15 protein-coding genes are annotated in these 15,532 nt (G+C 67.6%); 3 read left to right on the top strand and 12 right to left on the bottom strand.

Features of this window, described 5'->3' with window-relative positions; genetic code table 11:
• Window positions 1-116 precede the first annotated feature (116 nt).
• From rnfB to gloA2, 5 genes are all read right to left on the bottom strand, one after another.
• Window positions 117-560, bottom strand: a complete 444-nt coding sequence (gene rnfB, locus H9654_RS08425) for an Rnf electron transport complex subunit RnfB (protein ID WP_191770461.1) — start codon at window positions 558-560, stop codon at window positions 117-119.
• 25 nt (window positions 561-585) lie between these two features.
• A complete protein-coding gene (locus H9654_RS08420) occupies window positions 586-1,179 on the bottom strand; it encodes an HAD family hydrolase (RefSeq protein ID WP_191770460.1) in 594 nt (197 codons plus the stop codon).
• A gap of 28 nt (window positions 1,180-1,207) precedes the next feature.
• Window positions 1,208-3,292, bottom strand: a complete 2,085-nt coding sequence (gene metG, locus H9654_RS08415) for a methionine--tRNA ligase (RefSeq protein ID WP_191770459.1) — start codon at window positions 3,290-3,292, stop codon at window positions 1,208-1,210.
• 97 nt (window positions 3,293-3,389) lie between these two features.
• Entirely contained in the window at window positions 3,390-3,833 is a 444-nt protein-coding gene (locus H9654_RS08410; protein WP_101100384.1) for a DUF2147 domain-containing protein, read from the bottom strand.
• Window positions 3,834-3,924: 91 nt separating this feature from the next.
• A complete protein-coding gene (gene gloA2 / locus H9654_RS08405; RefSeq protein ID WP_191770458.1) occupies window positions 3,925-4,323 on the bottom strand; it encodes an SMU1112c/YaeR family gloxylase I-like metalloprotein in 399 nt (132 codons plus the stop codon).
• A gap of 146 nt (window positions 4,324-4,469) precedes the next feature.
• On the opposite strand from gloA2, the gene H9654_RS08400 reads away from it, so the two are divergent.
• Entirely contained in the window at window positions 4,470-5,855 is a 1,386-nt protein-coding gene (locus H9654_RS08400) for a hypothetical protein (RefSeq protein ID WP_191770457.1), read from the top strand.
• Between the two features lie 51 nt (window positions 5,856-5,906).
• On the opposite strand, the gene H9654_RS08395 is transcribed toward H9654_RS08400, so the two are convergent.
• From H9654_RS08395 to H9654_RS08385, 3 genes are all read right to left on the bottom strand, one after another.
• A complete protein-coding gene (locus tag H9654_RS08395) occupies window positions 5,907-7,802 on the bottom strand; it encodes a DUF885 domain-containing protein (protein WP_191770456.1) in 1,896 nt (631 codons plus the stop codon).
• 95 nt (window positions 7,803-7,897) lie between these two features.
• Window positions 7,898-8,671 (bottom strand): queuosine precursor transporter, encoded by a 774-nt coding sequence (locus H9654_RS08390; RefSeq protein ID WP_191770455.1) that lies wholly within the window; start codon window positions 8,669-8,671, stop codon window positions 7,898-7,900.
• Complete coding sequence (locus H9654_RS08385) at window positions 8,671-9,351, bottom strand: DUF502 domain-containing protein (protein WP_101100389.1); 681 nt, start codon at window positions 9,349-9,351, stop codon at window positions 8,671-8,673. Before H9654_RS08385 ends, H9654_RS08390 begins: the two co-directional genes overlap by 1 nt.
• Window positions 9,352-9,437: 86 nt before the next feature.
• Between H9654_RS08385 and H9654_RS08380 the strand changes: the two genes are divergently transcribed.
• Window positions 9,438-10,751: a hypothetical protein gene (locus H9654_RS08380; protein WP_191770454.1), complete on the top strand. Its 1,314-nt coding sequence runs from the start codon at window positions 9,438-9,440 to the stop codon at window positions 10,749-10,751.
• Between the two features lie 19 nt (window positions 10,752-10,770).
• Here the strand turns inward: H9654_RS08380 and H9654_RS08375 are convergent, their stop codons facing one another.
• The 4 genes from H9654_RS08375 to trxA all read right to left on the bottom strand — a co-directional run bounded on the left by H9654_RS08375 (window position 10,771) and on the right by trxA (window position 14,753).
• Entirely contained in the window at window positions 10,771-11,565 is a 795-nt protein-coding gene (locus tag H9654_RS08375; protein ID WP_191770453.1) for a dioxygenase family protein, read from the bottom strand.
• Window positions 11,555-12,025, bottom strand: a complete 471-nt coding sequence (locus H9654_RS08370; protein ID WP_101100392.1) for a DUF4442 domain-containing protein — start codon at window positions 12,023-12,025, stop codon at window positions 11,555-11,557. Before H9654_RS08370 ends, H9654_RS08375 begins: the two co-directional genes overlap by 11 nt.
• A gap of 70 nt (window positions 12,026-12,095) precedes the next feature.
• Window positions 12,096-13,733, bottom strand: coding sequence for a CHASE2 domain-containing protein (locus H9654_RS08365; protein ID WP_318241124.1), 1,638 nt, complete (start codon window positions 13,731-13,733; stop codon window positions 12,096-12,098).
• A 168-nt stretch (window positions 13,734-13,901) separates the two neighbouring features.
• Entirely contained in the window at window positions 13,902-14,753 is an 852-nt protein-coding gene (gene trxA / locus H9654_RS08360) for a thioredoxin (protein WP_191770452.1), read from the bottom strand.
• Between the two features lie 116 nt (window positions 14,754-14,869).
• Here trxA and H9654_RS08355 point away from each other — a divergent pair, with 116 nt between their 5' ends.
• A complete protein-coding gene (locus tag H9654_RS08355; RefSeq protein ID WP_191770451.1) occupies window positions 14,870-15,484 on the top strand; it encodes a DUF998 domain-containing protein in 615 nt (204 codons plus the stop codon).
• The last annotated feature ends 48 nt before the right edge of the window (window positions 15,485-15,532 follow it).

Here is a 15,532-nt window from a genome sequence, read left to right as displayed (position 1 = left end):
GTGGGGCTGGGCGGGGGCGTAGAGCGCCATGGATGGCGCGAAACGAGGCCCGCATGGACGCAGTTTTTGCCGTCCCCCGACCAGCCCCACCGCCCGGCCCACTCAACGCTCGGCTTTCAAGCCACCCGCGAGGGGGCCTCACCCGTTCGACCCACCAGGTCGATGCAGTCCACCGGACACGGCGGAACACACAACTCGCAGCCGGTGCAAAGATCGGCAATCACCGTGTGCATGTACTTGGCCCCGCCGACGATCGCATCCACCGGGCAGGCCTGGATGCACTTGGTGCAGCCGATGCAGTCGGCTTCGATGATCACCGCCACCTGCGCTGGCTTGTGCTCGCCGCGGCTGCGGTCATACGGCAGCGCCGGCACGCCCAGCACCTGCGCCAATGCGCGCGCACCGGCATCACCGCCCGGTGGGCAGCGCTCCACGCCGGCTTCGCGGCGGGCCATCGCCGCGGCGTAGGGGCGGCAGCCGTCGAACCCGCACTGGCCGCATTGGGTCTGCGGCAACAGGCGGTCCAGCCGCTCCACCAGCGGGGGAGGCATCAGGCTCATGCGGGGCGATGGCGGCGAAGGGGAATCATCGTTCCAGTGGTTTTCCGCGATACCAGCGGTCATGGGCGAGGGCGAGCATCGGCGCGTCCTCGCGGCTGTCACCGTACGCGTGGATGCGCGTGTAACGGGATAGATCGAAGCGCTGCCGGATGTGCTGGGCCTTGCGGGGGGCGCAGTCACCGCCGGCATAACGTCCGGTCAAACGGCCCTCGCGGGTTTCCAGCTGGTTGCAGATCAACTGCAGTCCCAACGTGTCACACCAGGGCCGCAGGTACAGATCAAGCGACCCCGACACGATGGCTACGGTGTGGCCCTGGGCCTGGTGCCAGCGGATCTGCTCAAGCATTTCCGGGCGCATCATCTCCGGCAACGCATCGCGTGCGTAGCCGGCGGCCAGCAGCGCGATGTCATCGGCGTGGCGGCCACTGAACACCAGCGCGGTGACGCGGGCGCGGATGCGCTCGGCGCTGATCAGCCGCAGCCGGAAGGCGGCCAGCCAGGGCCCCACCAACCACCAGGCGCGCGCCCGTTGTTCGGGCGTGGCCACCCGCCGCAGGAAGCGGCGGTAGCTGTCGGCCGTGGTGACGGTGTCGTCGAAGTCGAACAGCGCCAGCTCCATCGCACCCTCCGGCGTGGCCTGTTGCAGGTCAGCGGACCGGCATGCCCGGCAGCGCGGCACTGTCGGCGTCCAGCAGCGCCAGCGCACCACCGTCAAAGCCGGCCGACAGGATCATCCCTTCGCTCAGGCCGAAGCGCATCTTGCGCGGGGCCAGGTTGGCGATGAACACCACGCTGCGCCCGACCAGCTTTTCCGGTTCGCCGTAACTGGCGCGGATACCGGAAAAAATCTGCCGGGTGCCCAGCTCGCCGGCGTCCAGTTCGAAGCGCAGCAGCTTGTCCGAGCCCTCCACGAATCCGCAGGCCAGCACCTTGCCGATGCGCAGATCCAGCTTGGCGAAGTCGTCGATGCCGATGTACGCCGTCGCGGCGTCGCCCTCCGGCGCGCTCGCGGCGGCGGCCGCTTTGGCTTCGGCCTTCACTGCAGGTGCGGCAGCAGCAACAGGGGCAGCGGCGGTCGGCTGCAGGGTGTCCTTGGAGGCGTCGGTCATGGCGTCGATTTTCTTCGGGTCGATTCGGGTGAACAGCGCAACGTAGTCGTTGATGCGATGGGCCAGCAGCGGCTGCGCCAGTGCGGTCCAGTCGCTGACCGGTGCGGCCAGGAAGGCTTCGGCCTGCGCCGAGGTGGCAGGCAGCACCGGCTTGAGCGCGGTGACCAGTACCCGGAACAGGTTCAGGCCCTGGGTGCACACCGACTGCAGCTGCGCATCGGCGCCTTCCTGCTTGGCGATCACCCACGGCTTGACGTCGTCGATGTAGCGGTTGGCTTCGTCGGCCAGCGCCATCGTCTGGCGGATGGCGGCGGCCGGATCGTTGCGTTCGTAGGCTTCGCGGATCGGCGCGAGGGCCTCGACGAAACGCTGGTACTGCGCCGGATCGGGCAGCTGTGTGGCCAGCTGGCCATCGAAGCGCTTGCTGATGAAGCCGGCGCAGCGGCTGGCCAGGTTGACGAACTTGCCAACCAGGTCGGCGTTGACGCGGGCGATGAAGTCGCCCAGGTTCAGGTCGAGATCGTCCACCCCACCGGAGGATTTGGCGGCGTAGTAGTAACGCAGCGCTTCCGGTTCCAGCCCGGCATCCAGGAACGTCCGCGCCATCACGAAGGTGCCGCGCGACTTGCTCATCTTCGCCCCGTCCACGGTCAGGTAGCCGTTAACGTGCAGTCGGGTCGGCGCGCGGTGGCCGGTGGCATGCAGCACCGCCGGCCAGAACAGGCCGTGGAAATTGACGATGTCCTTGCCGATGAAGTGGTGCAGTTCGGTGGAGGTGCCGGCGCGCAGATGCGATTGGAAATCCACGCCGGTCTTCGCGCACAGCGTCTGGAAGCTGGACAGGTAGCCGATCGGAGCATCCAGCCACACATAGAGGAACTTGCCCGGGTGGCCGGGGATCTCGAAGCCGAAGTACGGCGCATCGCGCGAGATGTCCCACGCGCGCAGGCCCCCGTCGGCGTTCATCCATTCCATCAGCTTCGCCTTGACGCCGGGCAGGGCGACGTCGCCGCCCAGCCACTCGCGCAGGAAGCCTTCGAACTTGCCCACTTCGAAGAAGAAATGCTCGGAATCGCGCACTTCCGGGGTGGCCCCGGAGATCACTGATTTCGGCTCCTTCAGGTCGGTCGGGCTGTAGGTGGCGCCGCAGACTTCGCAGTTGTCGCCGTACTGGTCGGCGCTGCCACAGTTCGGGCAGATCCCCTTGATGTAGCGGTCCGGCAGGAACATGCCCTTGGCCGGGTCGTAGAACTGCGCGACCGAACGGCGGCTGACGTGGCCTTCCGCTTCCAGCTTCAGGTAGAACGATTCGGTCAGCGCCTTGTTGGCAGCGGAGTTGGTCGAATCGTAGTGGTCGAAGTCGACCCCGAAGGCGGCGAAATCGCGCTCGTGGCCAGCCTGGATGCCGGCGATGAACACTTCCGGGGTGAGTCCGGCCTTTTCGGCGGCCAGCATGATCGGGGTGCCATGGGTGTCGTCTGCACAGACGAACCAAGTGGTGCCGCCGCTCATTCGCCGCGCACGCACCCAGATATCAGCCTGGATGTAGCCCACCAGGTGGCCCAGGTGCAGCGGGCCGTTGGCGTAGGGCAGGGCGGTGGTGACGAGCGCGGTACGGGTCATGGTCACGGCGTGCAGCGAGGGGAATCCCGGATTATCGCACAAGGGGGTCGGATGGCCTTCCAGAAAAGGGCGATCCGACCTCCGCGACCGCCTGCGCTTACTCGCGCTGCCAGGTCTGGGCGCGGCAGATGAAAGCCACGCAGCCGGACACGTCCAGGCGGGTGCCGCCGGGCTGCAGTTTCATCTTGGATTTGTAGGTCTTGCCGTTGGCCGGGTCCAGGATGGTGCCGCCGGACCAGCTGGCGGTGCCGTCGGACGTCAGGTTCCACAGGATGGTCATGCCACGCACGGGCTTGTCCTTGTTGGTGCCGCTGCAGTCGCTGCAGACCGGGTTCGGCCCCTTGTCCGATTGCAGGATGTCGACCACCTTGCCGCTCAGCGTGCCGTTGCCGGCCTGGGTGATCTCCACGATCGACTTCACCTTGCCGGTTTTGTCATCGATGGTCTTCCAGCGGCCCACCGCCGAATCGGCGGCGTTCGCTGAAAGCGCGGCCACGCACAGCGGCAGCGCCAGCAGCAGGGTCTTGAAGGTGTTGCGCATGGTCCCCTCCCAGGGCTTTGGTTCAACGCCGGCGCAGGTGCCGGCATGTGCCGACTGTATACCCATCCGGGTGGGTATGGTGCAACGGCCGTCACTGCCCCGTTTCGTACAGCTCCAGCGGCAGGTCATCAGGATCGGCGAAGAAGGTGAAGCGGCGGCCGGTGTACTCATCCACGCGGATCGGCTCGCACTCTACGCCGTGCCGGGCGAGGTGCGCGATGAACGGTTCCAGCGCCTCCACCCGGAAGGCCAGGTGGCGCAGCCCCTGCGCTTCGGGCCGGCTGGGGCGCGGCGGCGGGCTGGGGAAGGAGAACAGCTCCAGCTGGCTGCCATCGGGCAGGGCCAGGTCCAGTTTCCAGGAGTCGCGTGCGGTCCGGTGATGCTCGGCCAGTACCGCCAGGCCGAGCACGTCGACGTAGAACGCCCGCGAGCGGGCATAGTCGGCGCAGATCAGGGCGACGTGGTGGATGCCTTGCAGGCCAAGGGCCATGGGGAGTGCGCCTGGGAGGGCCGGCCATGATCTCAGATCACGCCGCTGGATGCAGCCGCTCCGTTGCCAGACGGAAGAAAAGCAGAAGCCGCTGGACGGTGTTGGGTGCAGCCTACGTTCTCCTCCGATCGCATAGACAGCCGTCCATGACCACCATTTCCGATTCCCCGGTGATTTACACGTCGTTTCTTTCGGTCAAACTGGCGGCGAAACCGCCTGTACCGAATGCGCTGCCGTCCATGCTGGCGGTCAGCAATCCACCGCCCGAACAACGCGCTTTGCTGCCGAAGGACACGCAGGCGGCAGCGCCGGCGGTATCCGGTGCGGCATATGCACCGACGGCGCCATCGGCAAATGCAGCCGCGGATGGTGGCGACTGGAAATGCTTCGTCGATCATCTCCAGCAACAGGGCGGCGTGCCCGGCGCCGCAGCGGACGATCCGGAACAGGGCGTAATGAGACCGTCCAATATCAGCGTGAAGAAGATGCTCGCGTTCCTTCGCAACCAACCGCCGGCAACGCCCGCCGGTGTGGCGCAGGGGGTGCGTCCGCCAACGCCAACGCCCGCGCCCGCAGCGGCGGCGGCCGTGCACGTTGCTGCCGTCGCGGAGTCGGCAACCAGGCCGTCGGTGTCCGTGCTGCAGACTGACGATCCGGTGTCGGTCGATGACCCGTGGGAACTGACGACGCTGCTGGACCAGATGGAACACCCGCATCGAGCCGCCGAAGCGGAGGCCGCGTCGATCGACGCGCAGCTGCTGGAAGAGGAGCGCGCACTGGATGAGGAACTCGGCGCGCTCGCTGAAGCGCAGCGTCCGCGTGGTGCCAAGCCTCCGATGATCCTTGAGGAGGACGAGGAGAATCCCTTCCACGCGTCCGAGCTCTTCGGGACGACACCGCGCTGGGAGCAGGGCAGGCTGCGCAGTGAAGCGATGCTGCGTGGGAACGCAGCGCTTGAAGAAGAGGATGCAGATCCGGTGTTGCGTTCGCCCGGGCGCCGGGGAAACGTGAAATTTGACCAGGTCGAAACCAGCCGGGTGCTCGAGGTTGACCCCGAGTCGGGCGAGTCGGTTTCAGTGACAGACGCGTTCTTCCTGACCAAAGAGCACGATGGAAAATGGAAGCCGAATCAGTCCAGGCAGTCGATATCGCCGGACCAGATCAGCGACAACCCAGGCACCGGCCCACGTGTGGCCGCGTTCGCAATGCCGCGCGTCCTGACGGCTGCCGATGACAGTGGGTGCGTCGTGCATTCCGTGTTCCACGAAGATCGGTATGACCAGCCGACCCATGCCGAGATGGGTGAAGCCTTCTGGACCGATCTCGGCCGGGACGACGCGCCGGCTGAGCCGCTCGCCAGTGGAAGTTTCTGGGGCGACCTGGTCCGGTACAACGAGCCGGCTGAGCCGGGCGTGGGCGAGGCGTTCCTTCAGCTGCAGCAGCTGCAAAAGCTGCAGGAGCTGCATCGCAGGTTGGAAGCCGCGCTGCGCCACAACCAGCAATTGAAAGAGGAGGTCGGCGTCTACTTGTGACCTTTGGCCTGTGCCGGATCCCGTGCCCTGCGGCAGCGGGATCCGGCCCCATCAGCGTCCGGGTTGCGCCTGCCAGCGGCTCATCCGCTGTTCCAGGATGTCCAGCGGCATGGAGCCGTCCTTCAGCAGTTCGGCATGGAAGGCGCGCAGGTCGAAGGCGCCGCCCTGCGCCTGCCGGGCGCGGTCGCGCAGCTCCACGATCTTCGCCTCGCCCAGTACGTTGGACAGCGCCTGTCCGGGCTGGGCCATCATCCGTTCCACTTCGGCGTTGGCATCGTCGACGGCCATGCCGGTGTTCTGCTCCAGATACTCCACCGCGCGCTTCTTGTTCCAGCCCTGCGCGTGGATCCCGGTATCGGCCACCACGCGTGCCGCGCGGGTCAGCGCGGCGTGCAGGTAGCCGATATGGTCGTAAGGATCGGCATACAGCCCCAGCGGCTCGCCCAGCGATTCGGCATACAGGCCCCAGCCTTCAACGAAGGCCAGATCGCCGCCGAGACGTCGGAAACGGGGCAGCTTTTCGATTTCCTGCTGCAGTCCCAGCTGTACGTGATGGCCCGGCACGGCCTCATGCAGGTACAGCATGGGCACGCTCCAGCGCTTGCGTGCGGGCAGGTTGCTGGTGTTCACCGACAGCACGGCGGGGCGGCTGCCGTTGACGCCGGGCTGGTAGGACGCCGCTGCCGAGGAAGCGGCGCGGTCGGCTTCGACCGGCTGGATCTCCAACGCGGCCTTGGGCAGGGTCTGCAGCACGCTGGGCAGTTTCGCGGCCACCTGTTGCTGTACCTGCCGATAGCGGCCCAGCAGCGCATTGGCATCGGTGTACTGGAACTGCCGGTCGCTGCGCATGCGCTGCAGCAGCTTGGCTTCGCTGCCGCGCAGCTTGTTGTCCTTCATCACCGCGGCAATCTGTGCATGCAGGGCCTGTACGCGCTGTTCGCCCCAGGCATGCAGCTGGGCCGGATCCTGGGCGGTGGCGGTGGCCTGGCGCAGCGTGCCGGCATACCACGCCGCGCCATTGGGCAATGCGCCCAGGCCCGCGGTTTCGCGCGTGGCCGGCAGGTATTCGGTGGCGATGAACCCACGCAGCGCGCGGTAGGCGGGCATGATGCGGAACTCGATCATGCGCTTGTACTCGGCGCTGATGCGGGTCTTCTCTTCGGCCGGGATGGTCTCCGGCATGGTCCGGATCGGCGTCCAGAAAATGCTTTCTTCGGCAGTCGGCTTGATTACCGCATCCAGCTGCGGCAGCACCTTTTCCATCAGGTCGCGCGGCTGCACCACCCCGGCCGCCATGCCCTGGCGCATGTTCGCAGTGGCCTGTTCGAACAGGGCCGGGATGCCCAGCGATCGTTTTGACCAGTCATCGTAGTCCTTGACCGTATTGAACGGCTGCGCCCCCGCACCGGCGCCGAGGATGGCCATGATGCTGCCCAGGTTGTAATACTGGCTGATCGGCAGCATCCAGGAGGGGTACTGCTCGGCTGCCAGCGATGCCTTGGCATCGCGGACGAAGATCTCGTAGCTCAGCAGATCCTGCCCCTGCAGGCCGCTGCTGCCGATCTTTTCCACCTTGCCCAGCCATTGCGTGGTGAAGTCATGCGACTGCTGGCGCCAGGCCGCAGACAGGATGTTCGGTAGCTCGCCGTTGTAGCGCGCGTCGCCCTGGAACGTGGCCTGCAGGGGATTGAGCCGCATCGAGGCATCCCAGTACTCGTCGTACAGCCGCTCCAGCTGGACCGCCTTGCTGGCGGGTGCAGCGGCGGCCTGCCGGCCTGCCGCAGCTGCCGGGCGTGCACGCGGCCTGGCCTTGGGCTTGGTCGCCTGGCGGGTCTGCGCGGCTGCAGGGCGTGTGGCTTTCTTCTTGGCGGCTTCGGCCGGCGGCGCGGCGCTGAACAGCATCAACGAGGCAAGTGCGACTGCCAGGGCGCGGGCAAGCTGGGGCATCGGATATTTCCGTGGAACACAGACCGTGGAGCTTGCACGATCCAGACGCATACGGCCAGCATCGAGCGCGCAGTCAGGAAACGCCGCGTTGTCGCTCAGTCAGCTGCCGCGTCGGCCCGTAGCTGTCGTGCCCGGTCCGCACCCAGGTATTGCGTGATCGCATGCCGCATCAGGTAAAGCAAGGGAATGAGGGCAATGGCGAAGGCCATTTTGTAGACGTAATTGACACTGCTGACCGCCAGGAACAGCGACGTCGGCCACTGCTGCGGCCCCAGCACGAAGGCGATCCAGATCACCACGAAGCTGTCGATCAGTTGGGACACCGCGGTCGATCCGGTGGCGCGCAGCCACACATGGCGCTCGCCGGTAGCACGGCGGATGCGGTGGAACACCGCCACATCGATCAGCTGGCCGCCCATGAACGCGACCAGCGAGCCGGTGATGGTCCACATGCCCTGGCCGAACACCACGGCAAACGCCGCCTGATAGTCCGGCACGCCGTGCGCGCTCATCGAGCCGACCCACCAGCTGGCCGGCGCCAGCGAGATGGCAGCATACGCGAACAGGAAGCCGTAGCAGATCAGGGCCGCAGCCAGCCACGAAATGAGGCGCACGCCGCGCTTGCCGAAGAACTCATTGATGGTGTCGGTCATGACGAACACCACCGGCCACAACAGCGTGCCGGCGGTGAAGCTGAGCGAACCGGTCTGGCCGAACAGGTTCCAATCCAGCGGTGCGACACCGAGGGTGTCTTCCAGCGCGAAGATCTTCACTCCGATCAGCTCGGCCAGCAGCGCGTTGGCGCAGAAGAATGCGGCCAGCCCGATGAACAGCAGGACCGCACGGTCCTGGAGCGGCCGCGCGCTCATCAGCCGCGTTCGCCAGCGCGGGTGAAGGGCACGGTTTCCGGCGCGACGGCACCGCCGGAGATGATGAAGCTCATCGCCTGGTCCACGGTCCAGTCGGTCGGCGTCAGCAGTTCCACCGGCACGATCTCCAGATAACCGGAGGTCGGATTGGGCGTGGTCGGCACGTACACTGCCGCCAGCTCGCGGCCGGTGCCCTGTTCGCGGATGACCCGGGTGACCAGGCCCACCGCCTTCATCTCACGGTGCGGGAAGTCGATCAATACCACGCGCTGGGTGGTGCCCGGCTCGGTCTGCAGCATGTCCAGCAGCTTCTTGGCGCTGTCATAGATGATGCTGGCCAGCGGAATCCGTTTGATCACCGCGCCGACCCAGCGCAGCAGGCGCTGGCCGACCACGCGGCGGCTCAGCACGCCCACGGCCAGGATCACCAGAAGAGTGGCCAGCAGCGCCACCACGTTCTGGATCCATTCGATGTGAACCCAGCCGAGGTAGTGCGGGAACCGTGTGGCGATGGGTTCGGACATCGCCACCACCAGCGGGCTGGATATGCCGGACAACAGCACGAAGACGAACTTCACCACGACCCAGGTGAGCCAGATCGGCAGCAGGGTCAGCAGGCCGGTCAGGAACAGCCGTTGCAGGGAAGGGCGGGGAGTGAGAGTGGGGGCTGGGAGTGACATCGGCGCATTGTAGCGGTCGCGTGGCGCCGGTTAGGCTCTGCTGTGTCATAGGACGTGGCAGGGGAGGGGTTGCGATGGTGTCGAGGATGGCAAAGGGGGTGAGGTGGTCGGTGGTCAGCGTGCTGGGCGCGGTGGCAGCGGCGGTGTTGCTGTGGTGTGCATCGCATTTCTGGCCGATGCCCGACAAGCAGCGCAGCGCGTTGGCGCTGATGCGCACGCAGGTTCCGGCCGAAGGCCGCAACGGCTATGCGTTGCTGTGGATGCTGGACTTCGATGGCATGGACGACAGTTCCCGCGCAGCGGCGATGGCGGTGGACGCCGCACGCTGGCAGGCCGCTCCGGACCTTGCCGGCGGCGTGCGGATGAGTGCCGAAGGCGATCATCCGCGCGTGGCCTATCCACAAGGACGCCACTGCAGCGGGCCCACCGGCGCCTGCCTGGAGCAGGTGCGCAGCGACCCGCAGCGTTTCGCCCGGGCCCACGCCGGGCATGCAGGCCTGCATGCGCGCGTGGCGCAGACGGCGGCATACGGGCATTTCACCAGCCCATGGGACAGCCAGGTCGCCGCGATCATGCTCCCGTTCCCTGCGTTGAATGGATTGACGGATCCGGTCACCGCGCACGCATTGGCCCATGTCCAGGGCGATACCGCCGGTGCCTTGCAGGGACTGTGCAGCGGCCTCCTCGCTGGCCGCCGCCTGCTGTCCGGCAGCGATACCCTGCTTGCCAGCAGTGTCGGCATGGCCATGGTGGAACTCAATGGTGGCGTGCTGGGCGAGGTGCTGGCCGAACTGCCGCGCGACGCCTCGCTTCCCGCTGCCTGTACGGCGGCGCTGCGGCCGATGACGGCGGCGGAAACCAGCCTGTGCCGACCGCTGCAGGGCGAGATGCGCTACGCCGGCATGGCTATGCGCTACTCTGCGCGATCGCCGGGTTCAGTGCTGGTGCTGGATACCGAGCGCTCCCTGGCGCGCATCGCCACGGCGCATGCATGGGCGTGCGACCCCGCACAGCAGCAGCGATTGGGCGAGGACAGGCAGATCGCGGCGCCCACGCAGGCCACGCGCGGATTCGACTGCGTGGCCAACCTGGCAGGTTGCGAGTTGAGCGATATTCCCGCGCAGCTTTACCTGCGTTATGCCGGCCGCAGCCAGGACGCCGCCGCGATGGTGCGGCTGCTGGCGGCGCAGCAGTGGCTGCGCACGCAGTCGGGTTCACCCGCCGACGCGCTGGCCAGGCTGCCGGTGGCGCTACGTTCGGCAACCCGCGCCCCCCATGCGGATGCCGAGGGGCGCTGGCTTCAGGTCGCGCGGCGTGACACCTCGCGCGGGCCCGACGACCGCCTGCTGAGGGTGCCGCTGCGCTGGGATGCAGAACCTTCACGGCAAGCTGCGAAGTGAGGCGGACCCTGCACAGGCGTCAGCCGGTGGCGAGCACCACCGTCCACTCTGCTTCCAACGGTTCATCCTCCCCCACGCTGCGCGGCAGCAGGGTAACGGTCTCGCGATCTTCGGCAGACAGCGCCTGGTAGAGCAGGTCGCTGTCATTGAGTGGCTCGCCACTGAAATAGATCTGTGTCACCAGGCGATCATGCTGGCCGCGGATGTCGAAGTGGATGTGCGGGGTGCGAAGCTGATCCGGGCCGGTTCCGATGGGATACGCTCCGGGGACGATGGTCAGGAAGCGGAACCTCCCCTCCGCGTCGGTTTCCTGTCGTCCAAACCCCTGGAACGCAGGGTCAAGCGGCGCAGCCTCGTTGGCGTCGGTGGCATGCGCGTAGCGCCCGTGGGTGTTGGCCTGCCACATCTCGATCCAGGCGCCCGCCACCGGCTGGCCCAGGGTGTCGACGACGCGTCCATGCAGGTCGATCCGGGTGCCCTGCGCAACGCCCGGCTGTCCGTCGACGCGGGTAAGGTCCGCGTCCTCGTCCAGCGGTCGCTGGATGGGATAGTACGGACCCATGATGTCCTCCACGGTGATACGGCGTTGCTGCTGCGCGGCGGCGGTGGTGGTGAACAGGGCGGTGGCCGCCCACCCGGCGGCCTGCAGGGCGTGGCGTCTGCTGATCGTTGCTGACATTTCGTTTCTCCGATGAAAATGGCGCACCGCATGTGCGCCGCACTTCATCATCGATATGCCGCGATGCGGTGCCGTGCGCTCCATCTCGGTATAAGCACAAGCGTTCGATTCGGCGGCACTCGCCTCAATCGACAATTGCGCCGCCGCGCGCCTGCGGCTTGAGCCGGATGTAGACCTGCTTGCGCACGCGCGCGATCACCTCTCCTGAAGCATCCAGTACGTCGTTGCTGTACCAGCGCAGTTGCTTGCTGCCATCGGCAGCGTCCGAGCGGATTTCCGCGAGCATTGCGTCATCGATGCGGAAGGTCGCGCGCACCGTACTACGGCCGGGCTTGAGGAATTCGATCTCGCCGGCGCGATCCCACACGTAGTAGTCGCGGCCCAGGTTGTGCATCAGCCCCAGCATCCAGAACGGATCGGTCATGGCGAACAGGCTGCCGCCGAAATGGGTGCCGACATAGTTCCGGTTCCACGGACGCATGCGCAGTTCGACGTCGATGTCGCGGTAATCCGGTGACACCCGGGTTACGTGGATGCCGGCGAACAGGAAGGGCGGCCACAGATTGATGCCGTGGCGGAACAGGCTGGCTTTCATGGTGGACCGGCATCCAGGAGGGGGGAGGTCAGTGTAACCATGCGGTTGCGTATGGAAAAGCGTGACCCGCTCAGCCGGCGTCCAGCTGATAGCCGTCGCCACCAGTGGCCTTGACCCGATGCAGTGCGGCGTCCGCGCCGGCCACGAACGCCTGCGCGGACAGTTCCGGGTCCGGCACCCGGCAGAATCCGCCGATGCTGAGGGTCACCTTCGAGGCGGCCGGATCGGTCGCGGCAGAGGCAAGCCGACGTACATCGCCAATCAGGTCCTCGGCCACCTGGCGGGCACCGCCCGGCGCGGTATCGGGAAGGATCATCGCCAACGCATCGTCGCCAAGGCGGACGGCGGCGTCGCGTGGTCGGCGGGCATGGGCGGCCACCAACCGGGCGACCGCGACCAGCACCTGCTCGTCGGCCCGATGACCGGGCCGGAGGGGGTGGCCCATGCCGCGCTGCACCTCGATCAGTACGACGGTGAGCGGCCTGCGCGCGCGCAGCCCGGCCTCGCGCTCCTGCTGCAGGGTGTGGTCGAAGCGCTGCCGGTTACCCAGCCCGGTGAGCGCGTCCAGCCCGGCCCGTCGACGCCATCCGGCGATCGACCACGCGGCGACTGCCGTGATGCAAGCGAGCGCCACGACCCACGCGGCCGCGGGCGCCCACCACAGGTTGCCGGACCGCAACAATCCCAGTGCAAGCAGCAAGGGCAGGACCAGCCCGACCATCACGCCCGCCACGGTGGCTGTGCGCCCGCCACAGACCCCAAGCACGCAAAGCGCCACCACCAGCGCGCTGATGCCGTCCTGCCAGGTCCCTGCCATGACCTGCAGTGTGCGTGACTGCAGCAGCATCGAGGCCACGTGGGCCTGGAATCCGGTTGCGCTGATTACGGATCCACCGGCGCCTGGGGGCCGCAGTCCCGGTGCGATGGCAGGGGCGGCAGGCCCCACCAGAACGCGCCGGCCGTGCAGCAGGGAGGGCGCCACCCGACCTTCCAGCACCTCGACATAGGACAGCTGCGGGACCCCCTGCGGCCCCGCGTATCGAAGGCGGACGTAGTCGTCGCCGACCCATTGGAAAGGCGCGGCGTGCTGTTGCCGAACCGGCAGGCCCTTCATACGCTCGGGCAGGTCGGCGAGTGCGACGCCCAGCGCCGGCCAATGGGCTGATCCGATGCCGGCATGCAGGAAAATACCGCGTGCCACCCCATCGGCATCCACGTGCACCTCTGCGTGGCCCAGCGCGGCGGCATTGGCGGTCATCCGTGCAATGGGCAGCCGTTCTTCGGCCAACCGGCCGTCGCGGGCCGGTACCGCCAGCACCGGCAACACCACCTGGCCGTTGCGCGCGATCGCCGCCGCCAGGGCGGCGTCGGCGCCCGGATGACGGTCAGGTTCGGACAACGGCAGGTCCAGCAGCACCCGCTTGCTGCCGGCCCGGGTCAGCCGGTCCAACAGGCGCGCGTGCACGCTGCGGGGCCAGGGCCACGGGCCGATCTGCTTCAGGCTTGCCTCATCGATGGCGACGATCAGCAGGCTGGGGTCGGCTGGGTAGCTCCAGCGGGCGAGGTAGTGGTCGAAGATCGCCTCGTCCACTGCGCCCAGCCATCGGCCATGGCTGGCGGCAGCAGCGGCCAGCCCGGCAAGCAGCGCCAGCAGCAGCCGATAGCGCCAGGCCAGCGGCTGCCGCTTCATCGCCGCCGCCAGCCACATGGGGTTACTCCTTCAGCAATCACGCGATCCTCCCCCGGGAAAGATCGGTGGAGCGATGCCCTCGGCCGGCTGGCCGGGTTTCATTCCCCCGAATGAACCGTGACGTCTACGACGCCACCGGATCAGTATCGCGTGCCGGCCGCAGGCCGGTTCTGAACGTATTTACCTTCAGAACAGCAGCGCGGCCATCTTCCGCCGGTACTGGCTGACCAATGCGGGGTCGGTGATCACGTTGAAGGCATCGATCAGCGCCTTGCGCGGCAGGCCGTCATCGAAACTGCGATCCACCCGCAGCATCTCCAGGAACTGCTCCAGTGCGGCCGCGTCTTCGCCTGCCAGCAGCAACTGCACGCCGCGCACGTGGCGGGCGGTCAGGTCACCAGCATCGGCTGCGATGCGCGCTTCCAGGGCTTCCGGGGCCGGTGCATCCTTCAGGGCCGAAGCGAACGAAAGGCGCGCGCGGGCGCGCACGGCGCGGTCATCGGTGGCCAGGTTGGCCGGCAGTCCATCGATCAGGGTGCGGGCTTCGTCCACCCCGCCGATCTGCAGCAGGGCCACGGCCAGGTCCAGACGCAGCTCGTCCTTGCCCGGTTCGGCCGCGATCTGCGCGCGCAGCACGTCGACCTGCGCCTGCGCATCCAGCGGCTCCGGCTCGGCTTCGGCCACCGGTTCGGCCGGGGCGATGCCGTGCTGGGCCAGGAACTCACGCAACTGGCCTTCGGTCACTGCACCTGGGAAACCATCCACCAGCTGGCCGCCCTTGACCAGGAACACGGTCGGCACCGAACGGATCTGGAACGCCGCGGCGATCTGCTGTTCCTTGTCCACGTCCACCTTGGCCAGCTGGAAGGCACCGTTGTATTCACCGGCCAGCTTTTCCAGCAGCGGTCCGAGGGTCTTGCAGGGCTCGCACCAGGTCGCCCAGAAATCGACCAGTACCGGCGTCTGCAGGGATTTCTGCAGCACTTCGGCTTCGAAGGTTTCGGTCACAGCGTCGAATACGTTCGGCAGTTCGCTCATGGAAACTCTGGATCTACGGCGGGAGACCGATTCTATGGTGGCGGACGCTTGCGGCTTCAACCCACCGCCGGGTCGATGTTCCACAATAGGGTCCCCGATTTCCCGAGTGCCGCTCCATGCCGACCCTGCTTCCGCGCCGTCTCGAGAACCTGCTCGGTCCTGCCGCGGCGGTGGGGTGGGTGCTGTCCGTGGCCGGTTTCGGCGCTGCGCTGGACGGCTTCGAGCAGGGGCGCCATCCCGTGGCGCTGCTTGGGGCGGGCGGCATCGCCCATGCACTCGGCTTCAACCTGCTGGGTTGGGTGCTGCCGGGCCTGCTCGCCACGGCGATGGCGCTGTGCCTGCTGGCGCGCCTGCCGGCAGGCAGCAGCTGGCTGCTGCGAGTGGCCGGCCAGCTGCTGGTGCTGGCCGGACTGGCCTTTGCCGGCATGGGCCTGTTCCCGTTGGACGTGCAGGACCTGGACGGCCCGGCCAGCCAGGCGCATGCCAGCGCATGGATGGTGTGGGCGCTGGCGTTCATTGCCGGCACGCTGATGCTGGGCATCGGCAGCTGGCGCAGATCGCCGCCGTTGGCGCGGCTGGCGCTGGGCTGCGGGCTGGTCGCGGCGGTCACCGCTTTCGCCCTGCAGGGGGTGGTGCCGGCGCCGCTGGCGCAGCGGCTTACCTTTGCGGCGTGGGCGTCATGGCTGCTGCTGGGGCTGCGCCTGCTGGGCCCGGCCGATACCCGCCGGTAAGCGGCCGGGAGCGGGCGGCGGGCCGCCTGTCGACCGGATTGGAGGCTT

Source organism: Stenotrophomonas lacuserhaii (assembly GCF_014836545.1).
In the GTDB taxonomy this organism is placed as follows: Bacteria; Pseudomonadota; Gammaproteobacteria; order Xanthomonadales; family Xanthomonadaceae; genus Stenotrophomonas; species Stenotrophomonas lacuserhaii.
The sequence above is the reverse complement of the archived record's forward strand: the minus strand, read 5'-3'. Positions and strand labels throughout refer to the sequence as shown.

Excerpts from the sequence above, each read along its gene's own strand:
- H9654_RS08355 (WP_191770451.1), top strand. The coding sequence starts at position 14,870 with ATGCCGACCCTGCTTCCGCGCCGTCTCGAGAACCTGCTCGGTCCTGCC.
- H9654_RS08385 (WP_101100389.1), bottom strand. The coding sequence starts at position 9,351 with ATGTCACTCCCAGCCCCCACTCTCACTCCCCGCCCTTCCCTGCAACGG.
- H9654_RS08380 (WP_191770454.1), top strand. The coding sequence starts at position 9,438 with ATGGCAAAGGGGGTGAGGTGGTCGGTGGTCAGCGTGCTGGGCGCGGTG.
- H9654_RS08365 (WP_318241124.1), bottom strand. The coding sequence starts at position 13,733 with ATGTGGCTGGCGGCGGCGATGAAGCGGCAGCCGCTGGCCTGGCGCTAT.
- metG (WP_191770459.1), bottom strand. The coding sequence starts at position 3,292 with ATGACCCGTACCGCGCTCGTCACCACCGCCCTGCCCTACGCCAACGGC.
- H9654_RS08370 (WP_101100392.1), bottom strand. The coding sequence starts at position 12,025 with ATGAAAGCCAGCCTGTTCCGCCACGGCATCAATCTGTGGCCGCCCTTC.
- H9654_RS08395 (WP_191770456.1), bottom strand. The coding sequence starts at position 7,802 with ATGCCCCAGCTTGCCCGCGCCCTGGCAGTCGCACTTGCCTCGTTGATG.
- gloA2 (WP_191770458.1), bottom strand. The coding sequence starts at position 4,323 with ATGGCCCTTGGCCTGCAAGGCATCCACCACGTCGCCCTGATCTGCGCC.
- H9654_RS08390 (WP_191770455.1), bottom strand. The coding sequence starts at position 8,671 with ATGAGCGCGCGGCCGCTCCAGGACCGTGCGGTCCTGCTGTTCATCGGG.
- rnfB (WP_191770461.1), bottom strand. The coding sequence starts at position 560 with ATGAGCCTGATGCCTCCCCCGCTGGTGGAGCGGCTGGACCGCCTGTTG.
- H9654_RS08410 (WP_101100384.1), bottom strand. The coding sequence starts at position 3,833 with ATGCGCAACACCTTCAAGACCCTGCTGCTGGCGCTGCCGCTGTGCGTG.
- trxA (WP_191770452.1), bottom strand. The coding sequence starts at position 14,753 with ATGAGCGAACTGCCGAACGTATTCGACGCTGTGACCGAAACCTTCGAA.
- H9654_RS08420 (WP_191770460.1), bottom strand. The coding sequence starts at position 1,179 with ATGGAGCTGGCGCTGTTCGACTTCGACGACACCGTCACCACGGCCGAC.
- H9654_RS08400 (WP_191770457.1), top strand. The coding sequence starts at position 4,470 with ATGACCACCATTTCCGATTCCCCGGTGATTTACACGTCGTTTCTTTCG.